The sequence below is a fragment of the Alteromonas sp. genome, assembly GCF_984505615.1.
Genome location: NZ_CFHOXV010000046.1, coordinates 1 through 25024, shown reverse-complemented (window position 1 = coordinate 25024; position 25024 = coordinate 1). Strand labels below are relative to the sequence as shown.

General features: G+C 50.0%; 24 protein-coding genes. 11 read left to right on the top strand and 13 right to left on the bottom strand.

Annotation, left to right across the window (positions count from 1 at the left end; genetic code table 11):
- Positions 1-289: 289 nt before the first annotated feature.
- Both AC4PME_RS18135 and AC4PME_RS18130 read right to left on the bottom strand, forming a co-directional pair.
- Positions 290-868 (bottom strand): YjaG family protein, encoded by a 579-nt coding sequence (locus AC4PME_RS18135; RefSeq protein WP_491046517.1) that lies wholly within the window; start codon positions 866-868, stop codon positions 290-292.
- The gene (locus AC4PME_RS18130; RefSeq protein ID WP_119499920.1) at positions 868-1476 is read right to left on the bottom strand and encodes a YhgN family NAAT transporter; all 609 of its coding nucleotides are present in this window, start codon (positions 1474-1476) and stop codon (positions 868-870) included. The genes AC4PME_RS18135 and AC4PME_RS18130 overlap by 1 nt, the downstream gene beginning before the upstream one ends.
- A gap of 174 nt (positions 1477-1650) precedes the next feature.
- Here AC4PME_RS18130 and AC4PME_RS18125 point away from each other — a divergent pair, with 174 nt between their 5' ends.
- A complete protein-coding gene (locus tag AC4PME_RS18125) occupies positions 1651-1833 on the top strand; it encodes a helix-turn-helix domain-containing protein (RefSeq protein ID WP_119499919.1) in 183 nt (60 codons plus the stop codon).
- Positions 1834-1918: 85 nt separating this feature from the next.
- Here AC4PME_RS18125 and pepB read toward each other — a convergent pair whose 3' ends face one another.
- Positions 1919-3202, bottom strand: a complete 1284-nt coding sequence (gene pepB / locus AC4PME_RS18120; protein ID WP_303573908.1) for an aminopeptidase PepB — start codon at positions 3200-3202, stop codon at positions 1919-1921.
- A gap of 69 nt (positions 3203-3271) precedes the next feature.
- On the opposite strand from pepB, the gene sfsA reads away from it, so the two are divergent.
- The 7 genes from sfsA (at position 3272) to panC (ending at position 9247) form a co-directional block, all read left to right on the top strand.
- Positions 3272-3973, top strand: a complete 702-nt coding sequence (sfsA, locus tag AC4PME_RS18115) for a DNA/RNA nuclease SfsA (RefSeq protein ID WP_491046518.1) — start codon at positions 3272-3274, stop codon at positions 3971-3973.
- Between the two features lie 220 nt (positions 3974-4193).
- Complete coding sequence (dksA, locus tag AC4PME_RS18110; protein WP_119503274.1) at positions 4194-4643, top strand: RNA polymerase-binding protein DksA; 450 nt, start codon at positions 4194-4196, stop codon at positions 4641-4643.
- A gap of 66 nt (positions 4644-4709) precedes the next feature.
- Positions 4710-5636 (top strand): tRNA glutamyl-Q(34) synthetase GluQRS, encoded by a 927-nt coding sequence (gluQRS, locus tag AC4PME_RS18105; RefSeq protein WP_491046519.1) that lies wholly within the window; start codon positions 4710-4712, stop codon positions 5634-5636.
- Between the two features lie 84 nt (positions 5637-5720).
- Positions 5721-7043 carry a polynucleotide adenylyltransferase PcnB gene (gene pcnB, locus AC4PME_RS18100; protein ID WP_119503273.1) on the top strand — a complete coding sequence of 441 codons (1323 nt, stop codon included), beginning with the start codon at positions 5721-5723 and terminating at the stop codon, positions 7041-7043.
- A complete protein-coding gene (gene folK / locus AC4PME_RS18095) occupies positions 7036-7539 on the top strand; it encodes a 2-amino-4-hydroxy-6-hydroxymethyldihydropteridine diphosphokinase (RefSeq protein WP_119499915.1) in 504 nt (167 codons plus the stop codon). The genes pcnB and folK overlap by 8 nt, the downstream gene beginning before the upstream one ends.
- Before the next feature lie 61 nt (positions 7540-7600).
- A complete protein-coding gene (gene panB / locus AC4PME_RS18090) occupies positions 7601-8395 on the top strand; it encodes a 3-methyl-2-oxobutanoate hydroxymethyltransferase (RefSeq protein ID WP_119499914.1) in 795 nt (264 codons plus the stop codon).
- A 3-nt stretch (positions 8396-8398) separates the two neighbouring features.
- Positions 8399-9247, top strand: a complete 849-nt coding sequence (gene panC / locus AC4PME_RS18085; protein WP_119499913.1) for a pantoate--beta-alanine ligase — start codon at positions 8399-8401, stop codon at positions 9245-9247.
- Between the two features lie 98 nt (positions 9248-9345).
- On the opposite strand, the gene panP is transcribed toward panC, so the two are convergent.
- Complete coding sequence (panP, locus tag AC4PME_RS18080) at positions 9346-10974, bottom strand: pyridoxal-dependent aspartate 1-decarboxylase PanP (protein ID WP_491046520.1); 1629 nt, start codon at positions 10972-10974, stop codon at positions 9346-9348.
- Between the two features lie 309 nt (positions 10975-11283).
- On the opposite strand from panP, the gene AC4PME_RS18075 reads away from it, so the two are divergent.
- Positions 11284-12012 (top strand): EAL domain-containing protein, encoded by a 729-nt coding sequence (locus AC4PME_RS18075; RefSeq protein ID WP_491046521.1) that lies wholly within the window; start codon positions 11284-11286, stop codon positions 12010-12012.
- Between the two features lie 69 nt (positions 12013-12081).
- On the opposite strand, the gene AC4PME_RS18070 is transcribed toward AC4PME_RS18075, so the two are convergent.
- The 4 genes from AC4PME_RS18070 to pdsO all read right to left on the bottom strand — a co-directional run bounded on the left by AC4PME_RS18070 (position 12082) and on the right by pdsO (position 15296).
- On the bottom strand, positions 12082-12753 hold the full coding sequence (locus AC4PME_RS18070) for a methyltransferase domain-containing protein (RefSeq protein WP_491046522.1): 672 nt from the start codon (positions 12751-12753) through the stop codon (positions 12082-12084).
- A 2-nt stretch (positions 12754-12755) separates the two neighbouring features.
- Positions 12756-13529, bottom strand: coding sequence for an ABC transporter permease (locus AC4PME_RS18065; protein WP_119499909.1), 774 nt, complete (start codon positions 13527-13529; stop codon positions 12756-12758).
- A 2-nt stretch (positions 13530-13531) separates the two neighbouring features.
- Positions 13532-14461 (bottom strand): ABC transporter ATP-binding protein, encoded by a 930-nt coding sequence (locus tag AC4PME_RS18060; RefSeq protein WP_119499908.1) that lies wholly within the window; start codon positions 14459-14461, stop codon positions 13532-13534.
- Between the two features lie 100 nt (positions 14462-14561).
- Positions 14562-15296: a sortase-associated OmpA-like protein PdsO gene (gene pdsO / locus AC4PME_RS18055; protein ID WP_161599081.1), complete on the bottom strand. Its 735-nt coding sequence runs from the start codon at positions 15294-15296 to the stop codon at positions 14562-14564.
- 258 nt (positions 15297-15554) lie between these two features.
- Between pdsO and pdsR the strand changes: the two genes are divergently transcribed.
- Positions 15555-16244: a proteobacterial dedicated sortase system response regulator gene (gene pdsR / locus AC4PME_RS18050; protein WP_119503272.1), complete on the top strand. Its 690-nt coding sequence runs from the start codon at positions 15555-15557 to the stop codon at positions 16242-16244.
- 6 nt (positions 16245-16250) lie between these two features.
- Positions 16251-18428: a proteobacterial dedicated sortase system histidine kinase gene (gene pdsS / locus AC4PME_RS18045; protein WP_491046523.1), complete on the top strand. Its 2178-nt coding sequence runs from the start codon at positions 16251-16253 to the stop codon at positions 18426-18428.
- Between the two features lie 6 nt (positions 18429-18434).
- Here pdsS and AC4PME_RS18040 read toward each other — a convergent pair whose 3' ends face one another.
- The 5 genes from AC4PME_RS18040 to AC4PME_RS18020 form a co-directional block, all read right to left on the bottom strand.
- Positions 18435-19502, bottom strand: coding sequence for a CNNM domain-containing protein (locus AC4PME_RS18040; protein WP_119499906.1), 1068 nt, complete (start codon positions 19500-19502; stop codon positions 18435-18437).
- A 139-nt stretch (positions 19503-19641) separates the two neighbouring features.
- Positions 19642-21315: a carbon starvation CstA family protein gene (locus tag AC4PME_RS18035; protein ID WP_491046524.1), complete on the bottom strand. Its 1674-nt coding sequence runs from the start codon at positions 21313-21315 to the stop codon at positions 19642-19644.
- A 209-nt stretch (positions 21316-21524) separates the two neighbouring features.
- Positions 21525-23105: a sensor domain-containing diguanylate cyclase gene (locus AC4PME_RS18030; RefSeq protein ID WP_491046525.1), complete on the bottom strand. Its 1581-nt coding sequence runs from the start codon at positions 23103-23105 to the stop codon at positions 21525-21527.
- 23 nt (positions 23106-23128) lie between these two features.
- Entirely contained in the window at positions 23129-24403 is a 1275-nt protein-coding gene (locus AC4PME_RS18025; RefSeq protein ID WP_491046526.1) for a hypothetical protein, read from the bottom strand.
- Positions 24390-24839 (bottom strand): hypothetical protein, encoded by a 450-nt coding sequence (locus AC4PME_RS18020; protein ID WP_119499902.1) that lies wholly within the window; start codon positions 24837-24839, stop codon positions 24390-24392. Before AC4PME_RS18020 ends, AC4PME_RS18025 begins: the two co-directional genes overlap by 14 nt.
- Positions 24840-25024: the final 185 nt, after the last annotated feature.

Genomic DNA, 25024 nt, shown 5'->3' with positions numbered 1-25024 from the left:
GGTAGCGTTGATGCGGTTGTCGGGCACTGCTGAACGCAGTGAGCCCGCAGGCGGTGAAGCCCGGCATCCCTGATGATGTAAACCAGAGCGCGTAGTCGAAGGAAGTCATTGTTGCCGGAAACCGTCTGCCGCAGGGATGCGGCAGTCGAGCACTGCTGCACGCAGTGAGCCCACAGGCGGTGCAGGCGTGTAGTTCGGGAACTGTCAGTCGCAGGGATGCGACTGCCAAGCCTCCAAGGATGGATTTACGGCGTGTTCCCGAACTACACGCCGATACCGCCGAAAGGGCTCACTCAGGATTGATTTCGAGGCCGATGTTGGAGATGCCTTCTTCGAGAGCGAGGGCTTTGAGTTCGTCACAGGTGGACAGCGGACTGCCGTCTTTTTCCAGCAGGTCGAGCATGGCATTTTGCAGCTCTACTTCAAATACCATCAGCGGATGGCCTTTAATGTCTTCTTCGTCAACGCCGGATGCCAGCAGGTAGGCTTCCACACTGCCCTGCGACAGCTTACTGACCACCACAGCCCCTTGCAGATCCTGCTTCAGCACAAGGCCAATCGCCGCAGCCAGAGCGATTGTTGCATCGATAGCAGGGTAAACACCGAAGGTGTCGTAATCTGCGGTATCAGGGGTGACGCACTCTACTTTCTCAAGCTGAACAGAAAAGTTAATTTTACTTTTCGGGCTGCGCACCGACTCCCACAACAAAGACAAACAGTTTTTGCAAACGCCCTCATCATCAAAGCCCGTGACTTCTTTAAATAACGCATAATTCGGTAACATCCGCTCCACCAGCGCAGCGCTGAAGGCAACGGCACGCCATCCTTCCAATTGTCTCACCCGTGCAAATGTAGACAGTTTTTTCATTATTGTATCGCTCCGGAAGCATGTTGAAAGTAATGGCTGACACCATCTAAAAACATTTGTATTGAAATCATCACCAGAATCATCCCCATCAGACGTTCCATGGCGGTTAAGCCGCGCTCACCCAATAAGCGGTGAAACACTTCAGAGAATAGCAAAATGATCGCGCTGATCACCCAGGCTGCCCCCAATGCAATCGTCCAGTCCGTCATTCTGTCCGGCGCCTGGTTAGCAATCAGAATCAGTGCAGCCAGGGTCGACGGCCCCGCAATCATAGGTATTGCCAACGGAACCAGAAACGGCTCTTCGCCCACAGCCAGCCCCAGCGCGTTACCCGACTGTGGCGGGAAAATCATTTTCAGGGCAATCAGGAACAGAATGATACCACCGGCAATACTCACGGTTTCCTGACGGACATTCAGGAAATCCAGCACAGCCTGACCGCTGAACAGAAATATCAGCAAAATGATAAGTGCAAATACCAGTTCCCTTACCAGTATGACACGGCGTCGTTTAGGCTCGATGGTCTTCAGCACCGACATAAACACCGGCAGATTCCCCAGTGGATCCATGATCAGAAATAACATGATGGCCGCAGACCACGTATCCATGAAAGAAATTCTCCCCTAAAGTGTAATTGGACTTACCCGGACCCGCTGCTATGTTTAGATTTCCGGTTAAAAAACGGAAATTTAGCCAACAGCGTAAATAAGAATGATAGATAAGCGCAGGATTGTCGCATTTACGCGTTGATTTTACTATCTAATCAGACAGGAATGAGAACTATGAGTTTGATGTCTATTGAAGAAGTGGCGACATTTCTTGACGTACAGCCTATCCGCGTAGAGCGCCTTGAAAGAGAAAGCCTTTTAGTTGCAAAAGAGAAGGATAGCGAAGGTAAACCGCTGTTCGATAAGGGCGATGTGGAGCGTTATAAAGTGCTGGCTGAACGGTTAGGCGGCATCTGACCTGCTTCATTTTTAATTCAGAATGAAAAAGCCCCCGGCCATGTTCGTAAAGACCGGGGGCTTTTCTTTATCTGTCAATCAGTGTTCAGTACTGCTGCAACATTCGCGCGATACTGCGGATACCGATACCTGTTGCACCTGCCGGCATTTCCGGTGTAGCGCTGCCGTTGTAAGCTGCAGCCAGATCCAGGTGTACCCAGCCCTTACCTTCTTCATTAACAAAACGGGATAAGAAGCCGGCTGCATTTGAGGCGCCGCCACCACCGCCACCTTTCATCGGACGACTGTTGGCAGTATCAGCAAAAGCAGACGGACACTTATCCTGATGCCATTTTTCCAGCGGCAATGGCCAGAAGCCCTCGCCCTCGGCTTTACCTGCTTCAAGCATCGCTTGTCTGGCGTCATCATCCATACTGAAAACTGCATGGTAGTCATTGCCTAATGCAACCGTTGCCGCACCAGTCAGCGTTGCCGCGTTAATGATGAGGGGAGCACCGGTTTCAGTTGCACGGATCAAGCCATCAGCAAGCACCAGACGACCTTCTGCATCGGTATTGACGATTTCTACTGTGAGCCCGTTTTTATAGGTCAGAACATCGCCCAACTTGTATGCGTGACCGCTAATCAGGTTTTCAGCGCAACATAAAAGCAGTTTCACACGCTTTTTAAGTCCCTGGCTGATAGCCAGTCCAAGGGCACCGGTTACTGTTGCCGCGCCGCCCATATCACATTTCATATCCAGCATCCCTTCACTGGATTTAATACTGTAACCACCACTGTCAAAGGTAATGCCTTTACCTACCAGCACAGCATCGACCGGTGCATCGTTGTTGCCGGTGGGGTTATAGTCCAGCTCCAGTAACACCGGCGGACGCTCGCTGCCCCGACCCACGTTATAAATACCGGTCCAGCCGGCTTCCTGCAGTGCTTCACCCACTGTCATGCTGTAAGAGACCTTGTCTCCGCCCAGCGACTGGATCCACTGTGCTGCACGACCTGCAAGGGTTTCAGGTGATAAATCTTCAGGGGTGTCGTTCACCAGACTACGGGTAAATAACAAGGCAGCATACGCTTTATCTAACTCAGCAACATCGCCGGTGTCTGCCCAGCGGATTGAGCCGGGCTTTCTCGCACGGGTATAGCTCAGAGCAAAAGCCCATTGTTGCTCTTTAGACCAGTCACCGGTCAGCTGAACTTCAGCGATGCCGAGTCCGTCAATGCGACGGCCCGCCTGACGAATCAATCTTGTGCTGTCGCCTTTCTCAGTAACATGGATAACAGCACCGTCTGCTGTCATGCTTAATCTGGCATTTTCGCCCCAGTGAGCCGGTGCCTTTCCGGTGGAAAGTGACACAGAAAAAATCGACATAACAATTCCTTATTAGCTTGTTACAATGTGTTCTTTATCTTCAGACAATCAAATTGACTGGTTATTTGTATGCAGTTTACTACGCCTTTACTTCACGGAAAGCTTATTCGTCGTTACAAACGGTTTCTTGCCGATGTAACCCTGGATTCAGGCGAAGAAGTGGTTGCGCATTGTCCGAATACCGGTGCAATGACTGGCTGCGCCGAACCGGGTTACGAGGTCTGGCTCAGCCCGTCGAATAATCCCAAGCGCAAACTGGCCTACACCTGGGAGTTAGCAAAAACCTTTGACGGACACTTCATCGGCATCAATACACACAATGCTAATAAACTGGTAGCGGAAGCACTGGATAACAAGGCCATTGCCGAATTTTCTCATGTACAGGACTGGAAAGCAGAGGTGACACCACCCGGTGCCGACAGCCGCTTCGATTTTCGAATCACAACCGCCCGGGGCGATGCGTATATAGAAGTGAAGTCTGTCACTCTGCAGGAAGAGGGAAAAGGCTACTTTCCCGATGCCAGAACAACCCGCGGCGCCAAACACTGCGAGACACTGGGTAATCTGGCCGCAGCGGGCGTGCCGGCGACTCTGGTGTTTTGCGTGCAGCATACTGGTATACGTGAAGTACGGGTTGCAGAACATATTGATCCAAACTATGCCGCAGCCGTAAAGGTTGCGCACGATAAAGGAATGCAAATCATCGCTTTAGGTTGCGAAATCAACGAACAAAATATTAAGGTAAATCAATCACTACCAGTAATTTTGTGAAAAAGGGGTTGCAATTTCTCAAAGGAACGCCATATTTGCGGCTTGCTTTTTACCGTTGTGGTGCACAGACGCCACCGGCGTTTTGCATTCGAAGAGCAATGGATGCATTAAATAACGGAAGGGTAACTTTGACACCAAAGGTTGCCTGAACATAGCGATTCTGCTATAGATTCCCGGTTGTTCAGGACATATGGGTGTCGTAGTGTAGGAGATGTGGCACATGCCAACAGGAAAAGAAACGAAATCCCTGGGCCTTTTAGCCTTAGCCGGCCTTGAGCCTTACCAGCCAAAGCCTGACGAAGAATACATGAACGATGCGCAAATGGAGCATTTCCGTTTGTTGCTTAAAGCATGGCGTGATCAGTTGCGTGAAGAAGTAGACCGTACTGTGACGCACATGAAAGACGAAGCTGCCAACTTCCCTGATCCTGTCGACCGTGCAGCGCAGGAAGAAGAATTCAGCCTTGAACTGCGTACACGTGACCGTGAACGTAAACTGATTAAGAAAATCGAGAAAACCATGCGTCGCATTGAGGACGATGATTTCGGTTTCTGTGATCAGTGCGGTATCGAAATTGGTATCCGCCGTCTGGAAGCACGCCCTACAGCTGATTTATGTATCGACTGTAAAACAATGGCAGAAATCAAAGAAAAGCAGCTTCAGGGCTAACGCTTTTCTGATACTCAGGGCGCCGGTCCAAAACCCGCGCCTTAAGTCATTTTTACTCGTAATATTATGACGGGTCATCATTCTTATACCGGCAGATTTGCCCCTTCTCCCTCAGGTCCTCTTCATTTCGGTTCGCTGATAGCCGCTCTTGCCAGCTTTCTTGATGCCAGACATCATCACGGACAGTGGTTACTGCGAATGGAAGACATAGACGAACCCCGCTGCGTTGGCGGTGCCGACAAACTCATTCTGGACACACTTGAAGCTCACCATCTTCACTGGGACGGTGAAGTCATGTATCAGTCCGCAGAACATGCCCGTTATCAGGCGCTCACAGACCAGTTTATCCGGCAAGGCCTGGCATACCGGTGCAGTTGCACGAGAAAGATGATTAAAGAAGCTGGCGGCACATACCCCGGCACCTGCAGAGATAAACATCTCACTGGTGACGGTACAGCAATCCGGTTAAAGATGACCTCTCCGGTCACCCGGTTTGATGATCGTATTATGGGACAGGTACACGTTACCGACGCCCACGCCCTTGAAGACACCGTGCTTAAACGTCGCGACGGATTATTTTCTTACAATCTGGTGGTAGTGGCCGACGATATATACCAGGGTGTTACCCATATAGTGCGGGGCAGCGATCTGCTTACCACAACGGCAACGCACTTAAGCCTTTACCGGTTACTGCAGGCAAGTGCCCCGGCGTATGCCCATGTTCCGGTGGCCTCTGTGTCTGAAGGTCGTAAACTGAGTAAGCAGAATCATGCTGCAGCCCTCAATAACTCAACACCGTCGGAAAACCTCGCCGCAGCACTGACCTTCTTAGGCTTAGCTCTTCCGGAAGATGGTATAAATGCCCCGCCGGCGGAAGTGCTACAATGGGCTGTTGAACACTGGGATTGTGATAGAATACCAAGGCAGCGCGAAATTATTGTCGCTGCGTCAGAATCCACTTATCATAGACCCTTTATTTTTTGTGGCATTTAATTTTTCGGAGACAGCATCATCATTACGCGCGTGTTTAAAACGGTAAAACGGGTATTAAGTAAAGACCCGGCCTCAGAAGCAACGATACAGGCCTATACCCTTCCCCGTGCCGAGCATGGTATTTCACGGGAAGACATCAGTGATAACGCGCTGAAAGTGCTGTACCGCCTGAATAAATCCGGTTTTGAAGCGTACCTGGTGGGTGGCTGTGTCCGCGACCTTATGCTGGGTAAACTGCCAAAAGACTTTGATGTCGTTACCAATGCCACACCGGAACAAATTAAAAGCCTGTTCAAAAACTGCCGGCTGATCGGCCGCCGTTTCCGCCTTGCCCACATTGTATTCGGCAGGGAAATCATTGAGGTTGCCACTTTCCGGGGTCACCACAGTGAAGGCGAATCAGATAATAAACTGGGTCAGCAGGACGCACAGGGCCAGCTGGTCCGGGATAACGTGTTCGGTACTATCGAAGAAGACGCCGAACGCCGTGACTTCACCTTCAATGCCATGTACTACAGCGTGGCTGACTTTACAGTTACCGACTTCGCCCGTGGCCGCGATGCCGTTAAAAACCGCGAAGTAGACTTAATTGGTGACCCGGAAACCCGCTACCGTGAAGATCCGGTTCGCATGCTGCGTGCTATCCGTTTTGCTGCCAAGCTGGATATGACGATTACGCCCCGCACAGCGAAGCCCATCCCTGAGCTGGCGCACTTACTGGCAAACATTCCGCCGGCAAGATTATTTGAAGAAACCCTGAAGCTGTTCCTCGGCGGCGCCGGTGTGCAAACCTTTCGCTTATTGCAGCAATACGGGCTGTTAACGCCGTTATTCCCGCAGTTAGAAAGCATCGCGAAAAACCCTGACAGCCGTGAGTGCCAGTTTATTCTTAAAGTACTGGAAAATACCGATGAGCGCATCAACAGCAACCAGCGGGTAACACCGGCTTTCCTGTACGCGGCATTGCTATGGTATCCGCTGGAAGAACATGCGCAGAAGCTGCAGGCAGAAAGCGGCCTGAATCAGCACGACGCCTTCAATATTGCCTCTGGTGAAGTGATTCACCGTCAGGTGCAACGTATTATGATCCCGAAACGTTTCTCCACGGTTATCCGGGATATCTGGATCCTGCAACAACGGTTACCACGACGCTTTGGCCGCCGTGCATTTCAGTTGCTGTCGCACCCTAAATTCCGTGCCGGTTATGACTTCCTGCATGCAAGGGGCGAAATAGAAGGTGGTAATACAATGGAACTGGCTGACTGGTGGACCGAATTCCAGCACGCTGACCAGGGTAAGCAGAAAAAGTTGCTGAACGCATTGCGCCAGTCGGAAGGCAGCAAGTCATCAGGCCCGCGAAAGCGACGCCGCCGCTCACCTGAAAAACGGGATGCCGGTAATGCATAAAGAACACGTTTACATTGGTCTGGGCAGTAATCTGGGCGATTCAGGTGCAACCCTTGAGGCTGCCACAAAGGCTATGGGCGAACTGACCGACACCCGTGTTCTGGCCCGTTCATCTCTGTATTGTTCCTCTCCTATGGGTCCGCAGGATCAACCGGACTATATTAACGCAGTGTGCCTGCTGGAAACGGCACTGGAACCCGTGGAACTATTACGGGCATTACAGAATATTGAAAACCGTCATGGCCGTGAGCGCAAAGGTGAGCGCTGGGGCCCCCGAACCCTTGATTTAGACATGCTGCTTTACGGCAACACCGAGATGAACACCGCTGAGTTAACCCTGCCTCACTATGGTATGGCCGCCAGGGAGTTTGTGATGGTGCCGCTGTTTGAAATTGCGCCATCGATGATCATGCCGGACGGTAACCCCATCGCCTTATGGGTGTCCCGCTGCAATCTTGAGGGACTTCGGCGTATAACGCCTTCCAATCAGTCTTAAAATCCGTATAGTTCGCAATCTGTTCAACACCCTCAGGGGTGTGTCAAATGAGGTTGTTCCCATGAAAAAAATCACCATTTCCGGTCTTCAAACCAAAAAAGCAGCCGGCGAGAAGATAACCGCCCTCACCGCCTATGACGCAAGCTTTGCCAAAATGTTCGATGAACAGAATATTGATGTCCTACTTATCGGTGACTCACTGGGCATGGTGCTGCAAGGTGAAGAAGACACCCTGCCCGTCACCACAGACGATATCGCTTATCACACCCGCGCGGTGAGAAAAGGTACGAAACGGGCTTTTGTGCTTTCTGATATGCCTTTTATGTCTTATGACACACCTGAACATGCTTATCAGAACGCTGCCAGACTGATGGCTGCCGGTGCCAGCATGGTGAAAATTGAAGGCGGTGCGTGGCTGGCAGAGACTGTCAGAGGCCTGGTAGAGCGCAGTGTTCCTGTGTGCGGACACCTTGGTCTTACCCCGCAGTCGGTTCATGTTTTTGGCGGCTTTAAAGTACAGGGCCGTGAAGAAGATAAAGCAGCAAAACTCCTTGAAGATGCCCTTGCGCTGGAAAAAGCCGGCGCGCAGTTGCTGGTGCTGGAGTGTGTGCCGACCTCTCTAGGTAAAAAAGTGTCTGAAGCACTCTCCATTCCGGTTATCGGTATTGGTGCAGGAGCCGGTACTGACGGACAGATTCTGGTGATGCACGATATGTTCGGCATCTCAGCCAATTACATGCCGAAGTTCTCTAAGAACTTTCTGGCAGAAACCGGTGATATGCGAAAAGCGGTGCAAAAGTATATCAGCGATGTTCAAAGCGGTGCTTTCCCGGGCGCCTCTCACAGCTTCGAGTAATTCATGAAATCTCTGACAACGGTTGAAGACTTGCGTGCGCAACGCAGCGCATGGGTCCAGGCAGGTAAAACTGTCGGCTTTGTGCCGACGATGGGTAATTTACACAACGGCCATCTGCAGCTTGTGCGTGCAGCGAAAGCTGAGTGCGATATTGTGGTGGTATCGATTTTCGTCAATCCGATGCAATTCGGGAAAAATGAAGATCTGGATAACTATCCCCGCACACTGGATGCAGATAAAGAAAAGCTCGAAAGCCTTGGCGTGGATGCTGTTTTTCTGCCATCAGTGGCAGAAATGTATCCCAGAGGCCTTGAGCAGCAAACCTTTGTCGAAGTCCCGGGCATTTCCTCTATCCTTTGTGGCGAAAGTCGTCCGGGACATTTCCGTGGTGTCGCTACCATTGTTTGTAAACTGTTTAATATGGTTTCTCCGGATACCGCCTTTTTCGGTGAAAAGGATTTTCAGCAGTTGCAGGTTATCCGTCTGATGGCGAAAGACTTATCTATGGGTCTGTCAATCAAAGGGGTGCCGACGGAAAGAGAGGCCTCCGGCCTGGCAATGAGTTCACGCAACGGTTATCTCACGGCGCAGGAACGTGAAATTGCACCGGTTATTTATCAGCAACTGTGCGATATGAAAGCGGCAATTCTGGCTGGCGAGACTGATTTTAACTCACTCATATCGACAGTAAGTGCTCACATTAACAAGTCAGGGTTCCGCACGGATTACCTGGCAGTTAAAAATGCTGCTGACTTAACCGATGCGACTGCGGCGTCGACGGAGTTTGTTATCCTTGTCGCTGCGTATCTGGGCAACACCCGTCTCATCGACAATATTCACTTCAGCAAGTAGCGCAAGCACAAACAAAAGCCGCGCAAAGGAGAAATACCCTTGCGCGGCTTTTTTGATCCCGCAGCTAGCTGCGATGTTTCGGAGCTTACCGGAAGATATTAACCGGTAACCGCAGAAGGAATGGTTTTCTCCAGCTCTGTCCAGGCATGGCGGGCGCGGGCGATTTCAGACTGTTCCTGCAGAATATTCTTTAAATCCTGCTCTGTCGTCAGCGGATTGGCCAGCACTACACGAAATACAGTTACCGGCTTCGGATTCAGGTCCGGGTTTTCAAGACGGGTACGTGACACGAAGGATTTACCGGCTTCACGTTGCAGCTTTTGCACATTCACCACCAGCGCATCGATTTTATGATTCAGGCGTGCTTTCTCGTCATCAGTAGCGGTTTTCAGTTTTTCCTGTATAACCGGCGGACAAACGCGGTAAGTCAGCAAGGATAATGTAGGCGCTGTCACCAGTTCAAAATCAGGATGCTCTGAAATCATACGGGCGAAGGCTTTTGCCTTACTGATACTCTGGTCGATCAGCAGTTCATAACCCCGGCGGCCAAAGATATGTAATGACGCATACACCATCATCGCCATACCGTTTCTGGAGCCTTCCAGCGTTGTAGCACCTAAGTCTTTCGAACCCTGACGCAGAATATACTGAGCGTGATGACGCACAGCATTGGCGTCTTCAGGATTCTTAAACAGTGCCATACCAGCGCCCATGGGCACGTACATTTGCTTATGCGCATCAATGGTAACTGAATCTGCACGCTCTATGCCTTTAAGCTTGCTCCGGTGCGTACCGGAAAACAACGTAGCGCCACCCCAGGCAGCATCCACATGGAACCAGCAACCCAACTCGCGGGCCACATCTGCCAGCTCATCCAGCGGATCAACGTGACCGGTTTCCGTCGTACCACCAACACCAACCAGAGCCAGCAACTTATTGCCTTCTTCCTGATAGCGACGGCCTTCAGCCAGCGCCTGTTCAGGTGACAGGGTTTGTTGCGGGCATGGCAGGGTAATAAGGTTATCACGTCCGATCCCCAGCACATCCACGGCTTTGGACAATGAGTAGTGACCACGGCGGGAGCACATCACGCCCATCTGGTTAATACCATAATGGCGGTAAGCAGCAGCCAGACCTGACTTAGCCACACCAGCAAATTTCTTATCCGGCCCGAGAATTTTATTCCGTGCAACCCAAAGCGCTGTAATGTTTGCCACTGTACCACCAGAGCAGAACGCTCCCAGTGCATGCCTGGCGCTGTGCAAATACTGCTGATACCAGCTGTCTTCCTGGCCATAAACCAGGTTATGCATCATGCCCAGTACCTGCCGCTCAAGGGGTGTAAAGGCTTTCGACGTTTCGATTTTTACCAGATTTTGATTCAGGCCCACCAGCAATTTGGCCAGTGGCAAATGAAAATAGGGTAACGCAGAGGTCATATGACCAATAAAGGTCGGGGAATAGGTATTGACAGAATGGGCAACCAGCTTGTTCAGCAACGACTCAGCGTGAGAAGAAACAAACTCAGGAGATTCCGGCACAAAGGGATCAGAAAAGTCCTGCTCAACCTCTTCCAGCGACGTCTTTTTCGTCACTACGTGCTGAGACAGAAAATCCAGAATGTTATCGGACAAATGCTGTTCGATTTGTGCGAGCTTTGAGTCTTTGTGTTCAGGTTTAGTAAAGACCCGAAACAGATGTTTCAGACTGACTTGTGCTTCACCCACTCCACACACCTCTTAATTAAATTGGAGCAAACCGCGCTTCGCCACAGGCAAAGTACAACACCGGCTGCACCCTGACAAACATCGTCAGTGACAATGAAAACTTAGCACGCATCTTACAAAGTGCCGAACTTTACCCCGGAAACACGCCTGCGCCAAGTATAAGACGGATTAAACGGTAGTGATAATCACGCCAAATGACTTTAAATACCGCCCATCATTACGGTTTACACGAATATGTGAAAATAGAGAATGGGTAATCTGACAACGTCTGCTATAGTGAAAAGACAGGAATAGCCAGAGGCGAGTGACATGCCAATTCGTGAAATAACAGACAGCTACACTCTCGAATCTATTGTGCCTTACTTTCAGCCAATCGTCGATATCAGGTCAGAAATTGTATGGCGTTATGAATGCCTTGCACGGCTTGTTACGCCTGAGCAACGGGTTTTCCTCCCCAGCGATTTTCTGTACCTCATTGAGCGTAACAACCATATTCACCAACTGGCTGAAATGATGTTCTGCAAAAGTGCGGTGTATTTCGAAGAATCCAATACGCCCTGGAACATCAACCTGGATGCCTCTGATCTCAATAACGAAGAGCTGCTGAACTCGCTTATCACCCAACTTGCCAACTATCCGAATCCTTCACGGGTATGTGTGGAAGTCAGTGCTGACGTTGCCAACCACCATTATGAGACCCTCAAGCGCTTTATTGATAAATCTATGCACAGCGGTATGGGTGTGTTCATTGATAATCTGGGCAAAAGCAGCGGTAATGTGCGTAAACTGATGTCGCTGCCAATACGGGGCGTAAAACTGGACGGCGGCTTATTGCGCCGGCTCGACCACAGCGAAGAAATTGAGGATTTCATACTCAGCATTTGCGACCTGGCTAAAACAAGGCATATGAGTATTGTTGCCGAACATGTCGAAGATGCCGATACCCTGGAAAAGGTGATGCAACTGCCGATTCAGTATGCGCAGGGCTTTGTATTCTGTGAACCGGCTCCGGTGCCGCGCAACAGTTCTGCCCACTGATCCCAGCCCCCGATACGGAACAGACAGAATAAAGGCCGGATTACCGGCCTTTATTGCTTCCAAATGTATTTAATCAGCTTCATCGTGACGGGTATTCAACCGCCAGCATGGCTGCCCGCTGCCACGGTACTTCCGCTCGAACGGGGTCATGTGGTTATCACCGGTGATTTCACTGATATCTCCGGATAAATCATAGTGACTTGCCGCGCGGGCAAATTCCATCAAATACAGGAACCAGTTGCTACGCACCTCAATATTGCTGCACAGCGCCATAATATCCACCATGGCAGCAGAAGCGTACCAGCGCTTTTGTACCTGAGACGGTTTCGGATAAGGATTAGGGTACAGCAAAAAGTGCTGCACAATATTCCAGTTCGCCGTGCGAGCCAGGCGCCAGAAGTCATTCACATCAGCACGAAACACAGCGTAGTTCTGACTTTCTGACTGATAGTGCACGTGCTTATCTACTCTCAGCGCAGACTTATCAATACCAATAACTCTGGCATCAGGAAAGCGTTCAGCCAGGTTGGCGGTACTTTCCCCTACACCACAGCAGGAATCCAGAATCACATCACCCTGCCAGTCATCCAGCCACGCACACACGTCATCAAAAGATGCGCGGGTATGGTCACTCACCGGACGCTGGTTTTCCGTGCGGCGGTAACGCTCAACCAGTTCATCGAGCTTCTCATGAATGCCCTGCTGATTACTCAGTACTTCACGGGAATTACCGGTACTCACAGTTAACTCCGGATCCCGCGACCTTTTGTCAACAGATGATGCGCAACAGCGTAAAGCACCACATTGAAGCCGACAAGAATGGCAATGGATACAGAAACATTAACGTCTGACACACCTAGAAAGCCGTAGCGAAAACCATTCACCATGTACACGATCGGGTTCGCCTTACTGACAATTTGCCAGAATTCCGGTAACAGCGTTAACGAGTAGAATACACCGCCCAGATAGGTCAGCGGGGTCAGCACAAAAGTGGGCACCATGCTGATATCATCAAAGGTTTTTGCAAATACCGCGTTTACCAGACCGGCGGTAGCAAATAAGGTCGAGGTAAGCAGCAAGGTAACCACAATAGCGGCCAGATTGTGAATTTGCACATCAACGAAAAACATTGATACACAGGTCACAATAATGCCGATCAAGATAGCACGGGCAACGCCGCCGCCCACGTAACCGAAAATGATCACCCAGGTCGGTACAGGAGCCACCAGCAATTCTTCAATATTGCGCTGGAATTTGGCACTGAAAAACGACGATGACACGTTTGAATAAGAGTTCGTGATCACAGACATCATGATCAGTCCGGGTACAATAAACTCCATATAGGTGAAGCCGCCCATCTGACCAATCCGTTCACCAATCAGACTACCGAAAATGACAAAATACAGTGTCATAGTAATTGCCGGCGGCACCAGTGTTTGTACCCAGATGCGCAGAAAGCGGGTACATTCTTTAATCCAGATAGTATTCAGCGCAATCCAGTTATTTTGTCCGTGCATGATTACGCCTCCTCTTTTGCTTTACGGCCATTCTCAACCAGGGTAACAAACAACTCTTCCAGACGGTTCGACTTGTTACGCATACTGAGCACCGGCACCGATTGCTCTGTTAACTGGGTAAATACCGGATTCAGCCCTTCAGTTTTCTCCACATCCACTTCCAGCGTATTTTCATCCAGCAAACGGTGAGTAAAACCTGAAATGACCGGCTTGTTGGCGTAATTGCCAAGATCCAGCACAAATGTTTCCATGCTTAATTTGGCCAGCAGTGACTTCATGCTGGTGTTTTCCACTATTGTTCCCTTATCAATGATCGCGATATTGCGGCACAGCATTTCCGCTTCCTCGAGATAATGGGTTGTCAGAATGATAGTGATACCCTGCTCATTGATGGTTTTAAGGAAGTCCCACATGGAACGGCGGATTTCAATATCTACTCCGGCGGTGGGCTCATCCAGAATCAGCAATTTGGGTTCATGCATTAACGCCCGTGCAATCATCAGGCGACGCTTCATGCCCCCTGACAACGTGCGCGCAGCCATGTCTTTCTTTTCCCACAGGTCGAGCTGCTTTAAGTATTTTTCGGCCCGTTCTTTAGCCACGTTGCGGGGCACACCATAGTAACCCGCCTGATTCAGTACGATTTGCAGTACAGTTTCAAACTGGTTGAAGTTGAACTCCTGCGGCACGAGGCCAATGCAGGATTTAGCCTTTTCTTTTTCAGTATTCAGGTCGTACCCGAACACTTTCACATCGCCTTCGCTGGCGTTAACCAGTGAACTGATAATGCCGATGGTGGTGGATTTACCGGCACCGTTAGGTCCCAGCAGGGCAAAAAAATCACCCTCATCTACATGCAGGTTGACGCCGCGCAGTGCCTGCACGCCACCTTTGTAGATTTTCTTCAAATCTGTGATATCCAGCGCTTTCATGCTTTGCCTGTTTCGTTTTCATTAAGCCGTTAATAATAACATGAAAAAAGCGCCCGTTGCGGGCGCTAAACGTTGGGGTTGGGAGGATTAACGAAAGGAATTAGCGCTGTGCCGTCATAGCCTGTCCGGCTGGCAAGATTTGCATAACCACTTTGCGGTCGAAGAAGGTATTTTCTGCAGAAGAACGCTGACTGCCCGCTTCCCCGACAGCAAGCAGGGCAATTTTATCTTCACTCACTCCCCGCGCTGTGAGTGCCTGTTTAACCGCGCCGGCGCGCTGTTCTGACAGTGTCTGGTTAAAGGTGGCTTCACCGCGATAGTCCGCATAACCGGTTAACCGGATCCCCAGTCCTTCATGTTGCTTAAGCGCCTTCGCAATTAAATCAAGCTGCGTACTGTACAGTGCTTCGATATCGTCAGAGCCACTCTTAAACTGAATGGCACTCTCCATCGCCATCACCTGCTCTTCCGGATACGACGTCAAACCTACCTGAGTGATTGAAGCCTGAAGCTGCGCCGATTCCAGTGCATCTCTTACAGCCAGAAGCTGCTGTTGAGATTCAGTTAATGCAGCATTGCTGGCCACTAAATCAGCCTGTGTGTCTTTTAACTGTTCACTGGTTGCCTTGCTGTCGCCAATCACGGCCCCCAGAATACCGGCAACGCCGGCGCCAACAGGGCCTGCTACAATAGCACCGATAACCACACCGGTTCCTAATCCGACTGCCGCAGCTTTGTCTTTTTGTTCCTGATAATGCTTGTCGCTGGCTGCCAGTGCTACCGGGTTAACCATAAGCGCGATGATGCCTGCTAAAAGTACTTTTTTACCTGTCATGTTCATTTCCTTACCAGAGTGAGTGTTGATGGTAAGCATTAAACCGGCACAATCTGACCGTGCCCCCGGTGAAATGGGGAAAGGTGGCGAAGCATTGTGATAAATCGGGGCAATCTGGTCACCAGCACCACGCTACGCCGGTTAAACAGGGCAAATATGGCCAAAAAGTGGCGTTACGGGGGAATTTTGTCTTAATCAGGTATTGTTCAGTTTTCATGGTGTATAGTCATGCCACTGAAACTGAAAAGATTAATGACGATGCCAAGAACTATTGCTCTTGTAGAAGATGATGCTGCTATCAGGGAAAACTATATTGCTGCACTGCAGGCGCAGGGTTATCAGGTGAATGCCTATGCCGACAGACCATCCGCTTCTGCTGCTTTCTCACAGGCGCTCCCTGATCTGGCCATTATTGATATTGGCCTGAAAGAAGAAATGGAAGGCGGCTTTATGCTGTGTCAGCAATTGCGACAGCTATCCCAGACCATGCCGGTCATTTTCTTTACCGCCAGAGACAACGATGTGGATACCATCAGCGGACTGCGTATGGGAGCCGACGACTATCTGACAAAAGATATCAGTATGGCGCATCTGCTTGCACGTATCGCCGCCCTGTTCAGGCGCACGGATTTATTGTCCTCGCCGAAGCAACAAAGCGAACAAATTCAGCTTGGTCACTTAAGTGTAGATGTCAGCCGCATGACAGTAAGCTGGAAGAACGAGCCGGTTGCATTAACTGTCACAGAGTTCTGGATGCTGCATGCACTGATCAAACATCCCGGGCATGTAAAAAGCCGGCAACAGCTGATGGACGAATCCCGGATGGTTGTCGACGACACCACCATTACGTCCCACATTAAGCGCATGCGCAAAAAATTTATCCAGCTGGACAGCACCTTTGATCATATTGATACGGTGTATGGCATGGGTTATCGCTGGCAGGGCTGATTGTTCGTGAATTTACGGTTTTCTATCCGCCTGCAATTACTGGTGCTGTCGCTATTTTTGTTCACCATCCCCTGGCTGGGTTACCGCTATGTGTGGGAGCTTGAGCAGTATTTGCGGACCGGGCAGGAACAAACCATGATTGGTACAGCAAGAGCGGTGGCTACTGCGCTGCACGAACGCCCGGCCCTGTTTGACAGTCAGTCTGCCTATTTAAAAGATGTTCGCCCCGGCACAGATTTGTACGCTCCGCCCATCCCCACCCCCATTCAGCTGGATGGTAAATTTTCAGACTGGAATGCAGTCTCTGGCCTCAGTCAGCAATATGGTGAAGGTCAGGTGGTTTCCTGGTTTGGCAAAGTCGCCGATTTTCCGCCGGTCACACTGTCTTTTAATCATATGGTGGGACGCTACGGTAAATACCTGTATGCCATGTTTGATGTGCAGGATGACAGCGTTGTGTGGCGAGCATCTAACGCACTGGCCGTCGATCAGAGCGACCATTTACTGATCAGTGTCATTGCCGGTGACGGCGAACTGGAACGTTTTGTCATTGCACCTTACTCAGAAGGCTGGGTGAATGCATTTAAGCTGGATGACACGCCGGGGGGCTACAGAGCCACAGACAACGAACTGCGTATTCAGGGCCGCTGGCAACTAACCGGTGAGGGATACGGCATTGAACTGCGCTTTCCATTGAGTATGACCACAGGTGCCCTCGCCTTTGCGCTGGTTGATGTGGACGACCCGGCCAGCCGGGAGAAACGCTACGCTGTGGGTACAGCGAATCCCAATCAGGCCGACGGCATGGGCACGGTACTGACGCCGTCGCCGGAAATTGAGCGCATCCTTTCCGGTCTGAAATATGCCGATTCGCGAGTGTGGGTAGTGGATAACCACATGCGTGTACTGGCCAGAGCCGGCTCGATCCAGTCAGCCTCCGGGTTTAAAGTACGCCGCGAGGAGCAACAGGGCTATCGCTGGTGGCAGTGGCTTGAGCAGCATGTATTACTGCCGCTTTATTATCATATTCTGACCCGTCCGCCAGCCGGATTTGTTGATGAGTTGCAGGGCGCTTATGCGCTGGCCGGAAAAGATATTTCCTCAGCGCTGTCCGGCACACCGGATTCTTTATGGCGGCTTTCTCCTGACAGTAAAGCCGTTATTCTTTCCGCCGCTTACCCTATTTATATTGAGGAAAACGTAATGGGTGCAGTGGTGGTTGAACAAACCACCAACGGCATCCGTACCCTGCGAAACCGTGCTCTGGAGCAACTTTTCCACGTAATCCTGGCGGTGATGCTGCTGGGCACCCTCAGTTTATTTCTGTTTGCTAACCGTATTTCTAACCGGGTGCGGACACTGAGAGACAATACTGAAGCAGTGATTGATGATAACGGCAAAATTGTCGGCAGTTTACCGGCAGTGCGCCGTGTAGATGAAATTGATGACTTGCATCAGTCCTTCGCCGGCGTGTTAAACCGTCTTCAGCAGTACAATTCGTATCTGGAAAACATGGCCTCACGACTCTCCCACGAATTGCGGACGCCTATTGCCGTTGTGCGTTCATCACTGGACACCATCAGCGAAGTGAAAGATCCTTCCCAGCAGTCTGTTCTGATTGGGCGGGCGCAAAGCGGCATCACCCGGTTAAGCACCATTTTAAACAGTATGAGTGAAGCCACACGGCTGGAACATGCTATCGCACAGGAAGACCCCGAACTGTTCGATGCAGCAGCTGTCGTTTCCGGCTGTATTGATGGCTACGCCCATGTTTTTTCTGAACGCACCTTCCAACTTAAAATCTCGCTGGAAGAGGCAAAATTACGGGGCTCAGGGGATTTATTCGCGCAGATGCTGGATAAAATTATCGCCAATGCGGTGGAGTTCAGTCACACCGGCGACACGATTACGGTGCACTTATGGCGGGAAGGTAAATCCGTAAAACTGTCGGTGACCAACCCGGGACCACCGTTACCCGATAACATGAACGACAACCTGTTGCAGTCGATGGTATCAGTGAGGCCGGATGAAGAACGTCACAAATCCGCTGAACACCCTCACCTTGGTTTAGGGCTGTTCATTGCCAATATGATTGCCGGCTACCACAAAGGGCGGGTGCAACTGAATAATCTGCCGGACAACACCGGCGTTTGTGTTGTGGTGCAGTTGCCTCTGGCGGCCTAGAGATTTTTAATCATCGCCGCCAAGGTCAGGCACGTTTTTCATCAGCATGGCGGCCCGGCGGCGCGCCATATTCTGTGCATATTTGCGGATGCTGACCGTATTGTCTTTCTCGTCCACTATTTCAATACCAAGAAGATGCTCAAGAATATCTTCCAGCGTAACAATCCCTTCCAGACCGCCGTATTCGTCCACAACCATGAAAATGTGCACCCGCCGTGTCATGAACAAATCAAGGACATTGGCAATAGGCATACTGCTCAATACCGTGATCATATCCCGCCGGTAATCTTTCAGTTGTTTTTGCGTATTCCCTCTGGCGTAGGCCAGCAGTAAATCTGAACGCATAACAAAACCATGGATATGCTCGCTGTCTTCGCCGGTGTAAACCGGTATGCGGGAGAACTCCATATGGGCATGTTGGTGGAAAAAACCTTCTACTGTCATGGTTTCTGATAAGGAGAACATCGACGTACGGTGAGTCATGGCATCCCGCACCTTCACTTCATGCATATTCAGCATGTTTTTCAGAAAGGCAGTCTCCTTTTCGGCCAGTTGTCCCTCCTGCCACGACAACTCAGCCATTGCCTGCAATTCGTTGCGGCTCAGCCCTCTTAGCGGGCTTTCTTCTTTAAACCCTTTTGTGAGTTTTTCAGAAAACCATACAAAGGGGGTTAATAACCAGGTGAGGTATTTCAGAAACCATGCCGTCGGCGTTGCCAGTGCCCGCCAGTAGGTGGCACCCAGCGTCTTTGGAATGATCTCAGAAAAGATAAGAATGAGTAAGGTTAATATCGCACTGATGATCCCCAGATACGCGTCGCCAAACACCACGGCGGCCTGTGCCCCCGCTCCCGCTGCTCCCATGGTATGGGCAATGGTATTTAATGTCAGAATGGCGGATAAGGGCTTGTTGATATCATCGGTTAATCCCCGCAGCAATTTGCCGGAAGGTGCGCCTTCCTTTTCCAGCACTGAAATATAGGCAGAAGAAATACTCAGGATCACCGCCTCAGCTATTGAGCAAAGAAATGAAAAGCCCAGCGCTATTAAAATATAAACAATCAGCAGAAACATAGAGTTGCTAAACCCGTTAATTAGACGCGAAAAATAACCATAACGTATATGCAGGCAGTTTGCAGATATTCTGTTGTCCACCTGTGCAAACAAAACAGCCGGCAAGTGCCGGCTGTTTAATTTCAGTAAGGATGCATGCTTAAGCTTGCTGTTTTTCCCGCTTGAATTTAGCGATAACAGACCAGGCTTCCAGCATAACCAGCACACTGACAACCAGTACCACGGCATCCAGGAATACCAGCAGGTAATTTTCCGCTGCCCAGTATTCCTGAAGCTTAATGACACCGGCAAAGAATGCCATCACCAGAACAAACGTCATCGGAATAAGCGTGTATATGGCCGGACGGTTCATTTTGATCAACATTACCGAGATAACCAGCAATGTCAGCGAAGCCAGGATTTGGTTAGTCGACCCGAACAATGGCCAGATAATCATACCGCCGGAACCGGATGCGCCACCGGCACCGAATGACAGCAGCAAACAGGTACCCACTGCAACCAGCGTAGCGACAACGCCATTTTTAAGGATATTAAGGTTATAGATCTCGCCCCATTCCTGGATGATGTAACGTTGTAAACGTACACCTGAGTCCATGGTAGTACCGGCAAACAGCACAACCATAACGGCCAAAATAGTGGATGAGAACTCTACCGGTAGTCCCCAGCCTTGCTGGATAAGGTTTGCACCACCGGTAATGAAGGCAGAAACGCTTCCGTCACCAAGGTGGCTGTACACTTCGTGCCATTCTTCAGGGGATGCGGCTAAGGCCACGCCACTTACTGCAACGATGGTGATAAGCGCAAGACTTCCCTCGCCTACGGCACCGAGATAACCAACGAAACGGGCATCCGTTTCTTTATTCAACTGCTTGGAGCTGGTACCGGAAGATACAATGCCGTGGAAACCGGAAACAGCACCACACGCAATAGTCACGAACAGCAGCGGGATAAGGCTCGGTGTATCAATAGCGGTTTGCGTATTAAACGCCGGTGCTGTGATATCCGGCATAGACATAAATACCGCTCCGTAAAGCAGCAGTAAGCCAACCAGTAACTGCATACCGTTGATAAAATCACGTGGTTGCAGCAGCATCCAGACCGGTAACAGCGATGCAATGGCAGCATAGATGAACAGAATAATGATCCAGTTGGCGTTAGCGGATAAACCAAACATGGTTTCCGGCAGCTCAAGAGGGATATAACTGCCCGCATAAACCGATGCATAAAGCACAATAATACCAACCACACACATGGGGATGAGGCTGAAATTGCGCTTAAGTAACTGACCAATCACCAGGGCAACAACAATCGCCATCCAGGCCGGGAAAACCGCGTTAGGCTGAGAGACAAACGACTTGGCAATCACCACGCCGAATACCGCATTTACCATCAGCAGTACCAGGAAGATGACGACCATGAATAGCGCACGGGAGCGTTTCCCGATAACACTTTCAGACAGCGCCCCCATGGACTTCCCTTTATGGCGGTTACTCGCCCACAAAGCGCCCATATCATGAACACCGGCGAAGAAAATGGTACCGAATACCACCCACAGCACAGCCGGAACCCAACCCCAATATACGGCGATAGCCGGCCCGACTATGGGAGCAGCACCGGCCACGGAGGTAAAGTGGTGGCCCCATAAAACAACTTTGTTTGTGGGAACGTAATCGACTCCGTCGCGCAGTTCGTGAGCAGGCGTCACAAAGCTGTCGTCGAGACGGAAAATCTTATCGGCAATGAACCTGGAGTATACAAACCATCCTAGTAGCATGCCTATGATGCCAAGGACGACGATCATTATTGACTGCATAGATTAATCCTGAGTTAGAGGGTACGTTGTTATCATTATTTAAAGTAACGAAATGTACACTGAGTTGTGAAGCTTTTTTATACAGCATTGACAGGCGTGTGACGACACATCCTGATAATTTACAAGCTGTTAAATTTTACCTGCGTACATAATGCATTACAGTTCATTCACCTGAATAAATGCAACACTGCCCGGAGAGTGCGGAAATTCTAATACGATTCGATGCGATGTCCGCCCCGCTGTTCCCGTTTTACGGCATACATCAACTCGTCAGCTTTCGCCAGTAAAGTGGTCAGTTCAGCATGCTCACGCTTCAGCAGAATTGCGCCGACGGTTGCAGAAACAGCACACGTGCCGACGCCTTCAACAGGTACCGGTACGCTGATCATATCGATAAGCAGTTTGCACTGAATGTCGATGTCATTCAGGAAGGTCCTGCCTGCCAGCAGGCCAACAACAAATTCATCTCCTCCCCAGCGACAGCATACACAGGTGGCATCGGCAAAAAATCTCGGGATCCGGCTTCCCACTGCTTCAAGTACTTTATCTCCGGCTTCATGACCATACTCATCGTTTACCGGTTTAAACTTGTCCAGATCGATCATCATCAATACAAAGGTTTTGTCATTACCGGCAGAGGCAGAGATAAGATTTCTGAGGAAAGGTTCACCACCGCGCCGGTTATGCAAACCGGTAAGGGGATCATGTTCAGCAGCAAAGCGCACCTGCTCTTCTCGCCGCATCCTCTCAGTAATATCATTAACGATAACTTCAATGAGTACCTCACCCTCGCGATGCTGATTAATGCGTTGTTCACTGACGTAAGCAAACAGACAGTGCACCCATTTAACATCACCGTTCTCGTAATAGGAAAGGTCGACAGAGTCCTGTTCAGCGTTTTCTCTTTTTGAGAAGCTGGAGGCGATGGCTTCAACCTGCCCGGACTCGTTAAATTTACGACAAAATGTGTCCAGCGAACTGATATCACCCAGCATGTTTCTGAACGCCGGATTTGCCTGCAACAGGCCTTTTTTCGGGGAAATCAGCGCAATGCCTATAGTGGCCCTTTCAAAAAGAAGACGGAATTGCCGTTCCAGTTTCTCGGTGTCTTTGCGAAGTTGCTTTTCCTGTAAGTAAAAATGCCGCGTCGCGGATATCATTCCGTTCATCCGGCTAATCAGCTTACCCAGTTCATCCTGCCGTTTCTTCACCACTGTAATAGTTTGCAGGTTGTCAGGGTCGGAAGGGTCAACCCGCTCAAACTCGCGGCTCAGCTTCAAGAGTGGTCTGGACAGCATTTCGTTAGTCACTATTGCTACGGCCACTGTAATGCACAGAGCAACCAGTAACATCGAAAAACTCCCCTGCATCGCGAACTCGCTTACGTTGCGTTGAATAAATTCAATATCCGGATATACAGAGAGCTTACCGATGGTTTGATCTTCAATAAACGGATGAATCAAAGGAATAACAACACCACCTTCCTGCGTCGTAAGCTCCCCGCTTTGGGCCAGTATTCCTTCATTAGTCGTCACTACCGCGGCCATGACTAAATCATTTCTCACCAGACCTTCGGTGATCTCTTTGGCCAGAATATCGTCTTCCACATAAACGGCGATAGCAGAAGGCTTGCGGGTACTGTCAGCGAGTTGTGCCACCAGTTGTTCAGTGATAAACATCAGAGAGTCTTCGCTCTGCTGATACACAATACTGCCGCCGGCAATGGCAATAATGCCTCCGATAAGAGCGATAATTGAGGCAACCCGGATGTGTAGTCTGCGTAGAAACATTCGTGCAATCCGTTTGCGTTACGTCAAAATGTTGTACTGTATGTCAGGCTGACAACGTTGCTCATGTGGTCTCCGGATACTTGTTGATACAAACTCACTCCCCAGAGCGCATAGCCGGGAACGTCAATCCAGTAATGGTCATATTGGAATTTTATTGCTGACGACGGCGATACATCCCACCGTACTCCCACACCCACTGAGCGCTGACTTTGTGAAATCGCATTCGAAATCTCCTGACTGGCGAACGACAGTAAACCGAGATATTGTGCTGTTTCTGCATCCGGCGCCTTTGAGAAATCAGGAACTGGCAATTGCCGGGATGATTCAGTTTCTTCTATCCCCGCAAGAGTGATGTAAGGCAGAAAGTCACCAAACCGGTAGCCAAGGCTGATATAACCGGATACATAGGGAGATAAAAGGGTCCAGGCTGAATCCATCGCGACCATTTCTGCCATGACCAGCCATTCATCGTTGTTGTACTGATACCCTAAAGACAAATACCAGATGGGCTCATTGTCCATGTGTAAATGATCATAAACTTCATCAACGCCGGGCCAGAGCACATCGGGTACTGCCAGCAGACTATCGTAAAAGCCTTCGAAATCTCCGCCGCTAATGCGGGTTCTGTCTCCCATGAAGTAGGATCCGGTTACTTTTACAAGCCAGTCGTACGCCTCGTAAGTGGTGGTAGCATTCAGAACATAGTCGTAATAAATCGTGGTAAAACTGTCGAGGGCAAACAGGTTACTTTCTGATTTACCGGCAGCAAATGTGTGCTGCCACACGCCGTGATTCGCGTTATGGCGGTACTGGATCTCAGCACCGTCCACATACGACACTGATGAAGTGGGCAAATAGAAATCGACCGGCGGTCTTACCCATGGATAGGCATAGCTGACATTTCTGTATTCAGAGAGTAAATAGGCGTTGTAATTCATCCGGCCAACACGGGCAGACCAGTTCCGGTCGAACTGATAACGCAGGAAGGCCATTTCAAAATAATTAGCAACTTCGCTGTCACCGCGGTCCTGTGCGATTGCCTGTACCACCAGGTCGAGATCGTTTGAGAAGTGATAGTTGAACTGAAACCCGACCATGGTATCGGTGAAGACATTAAAGTGCTTTCTGGGCTTGTTCAGATAGGACGACCGAAACGCAAGCTCGTCGTTACTGCTGTAACTGGCGCCCACTGTCGCAAACCCGCTGAAACGCCAGTTATCGTCATCCGCGCACTGTGCCGCTGCAGAGGCAAGCAATAAAGGTAAAGTGAGTAAGAGACGGATTTTATTCGAGTACAAGAACAATTTTCATCTCCTCTGAAACAGCATTCATTGGAACATAGGCAATATAGTGCTGATTGCCATTAAACAACTCGCCAAGATTTGCTACCGAATTCACCTGAACCGGCGCTTTGGCACGACCGGAAAACAGTAAACGGGACCAGTACGAGTTCACCTGACGCAGAGAACGGTTTACCAGAGTCTGATAAAACTCTCCTTTCAGATTAAGCTCAGATTTGTAATCTAGAGGAATAAGTACCTCGCCGTCAGATGTCTCGGTAAAACGCCCCATAAATAAATCGATGACTTCAGCTTTCGAAAGGGACTGTACGGCACTGTCGGAGTGAACGACGACAGCAATGGAGTTTTCAGCATTTAACGCGCTTGCATGAAAAGACGTTGTACTGAATACAACGCTGAACAGCAGCCAGATAATTGCCAAACTTTTTGTCATGAAGAAGCTGGGATTACTGAGTAACGAAGAAGATGACTTAACTATAGCCGATATGTTTTAAGTTGCTAATTTTGCGGGAGGAAAAGAAAAACAAAAAAGGCCGCTTGCGCGACCTTTTTTTGGACTAGTGTGTAGTCATCAATTACTTGATGATTTTAGCTACAACACCAGCACCTACTGTACGA

Excerpts from the sequence above, each read along its gene's own strand:
- AC4PME_RS18135 (WP_491046517.1), bottom strand. The coding sequence starts at position 868 with ATGAAAAAACTGTCTACATTTGCACGGGTGAGACAATTGGAAGGATGG.
- AC4PME_RS18130 (WP_119499920.1), bottom strand. The coding sequence starts at position 1,476 with ATGGATACGTGGTCTGCGGCCATCATGTTATTTCTGATCATGGATCCA.
- AC4PME_RS18125 (WP_119499919.1), top strand. The coding sequence starts at position 1,651 with ATGAGTTTGATGTCTATTGAAGAAGTGGCGACATTTCTTGACGTACAG.
- pepB (WP_303573908.1), bottom strand. The coding sequence starts at position 3,202 with ATGTCGATTTTTTCTGTGTCACTTTCCACCGGAAAGGCACCGGCTCAC.
- sfsA (WP_491046518.1), top strand. The coding sequence starts at position 3,272 with ATGCAGTTTACTACGCCTTTACTTCACGGAAAGCTTATTCGTCGTTAC.
- dksA (WP_119503274.1), top strand. The coding sequence starts at position 4,194 with ATGCCAACAGGAAAAGAAACGAAATCCCTGGGCCTTTTAGCCTTAGCC.
- gluQRS (WP_491046519.1), top strand. The coding sequence starts at position 4,710 with ATGACGGGTCATCATTCTTATACCGGCAGATTTGCCCCTTCTCCCTCA.
- folK (WP_119499915.1), top strand. The coding sequence starts at position 7,036 with ATGCATAAAGAACACGTTTACATTGGTCTGGGCAGTAATCTGGGCGAT.
- panB (WP_119499914.1), top strand. The coding sequence starts at position 7,601 with ATGAAAAAAATCACCATTTCCGGTCTTCAAACCAAAAAAGCAGCCGGC.
- panC (WP_119499913.1), top strand. The coding sequence starts at position 8,399 with ATGAAATCTCTGACAACGGTTGAAGACTTGCGTGCGCAACGCAGCGCA.
- AC4PME_RS18075 (WP_491046521.1), top strand. The coding sequence starts at position 11,284 with ATGCCAATTCGTGAAATAACAGACAGCTACACTCTCGAATCTATTGTG.
- AC4PME_RS18065 (WP_119499909.1), bottom strand. The coding sequence starts at position 13,529 with ATGCACGGACAAAATAACTGGATTGCGCTGAATACTATCTGGATTAAA.
- AC4PME_RS18060 (WP_119499908.1), bottom strand. The coding sequence starts at position 14,461 with ATGAAAGCGCTGGATATCACAGATTTGAAGAAAATCTACAAAGGTGGC.
- pdsO (WP_161599081.1), bottom strand. The coding sequence starts at position 15,296 with ATGACAGGTAAAAAAGTACTTTTAGCAGGCATCATCGCGCTTATGGTT.
- pdsR (WP_119503272.1), top strand. The coding sequence starts at position 15,555 with ATGCCAAGAACTATTGCTCTTGTAGAAGATGATGCTGCTATCAGGGAA.
- AC4PME_RS18040 (WP_119499906.1), bottom strand. The coding sequence starts at position 19,502 with ATGTTTCTGCTGATTGTTTATATTTTAATAGCGCTGGGCTTTTCATTT.
- AC4PME_RS18035 (WP_491046524.1), bottom strand. The coding sequence starts at position 21,315 with ATGCAGTCAATAATGATCGTCGTCCTTGGCATCATAGGCATGCTACTA.
- AC4PME_RS18030 (WP_491046525.1), bottom strand. The coding sequence starts at position 23,105 with ATGTTTCTACGCAGACTACACATCCGGGTTGCCTCAATTATCGCTCTT.
- AC4PME_RS18020 (WP_119499902.1), bottom strand. The coding sequence starts at position 24,839 with ATGACAAAAAGTTTGGCAATTATCTGGCTGCTGTTCAGCGTTGTATTC.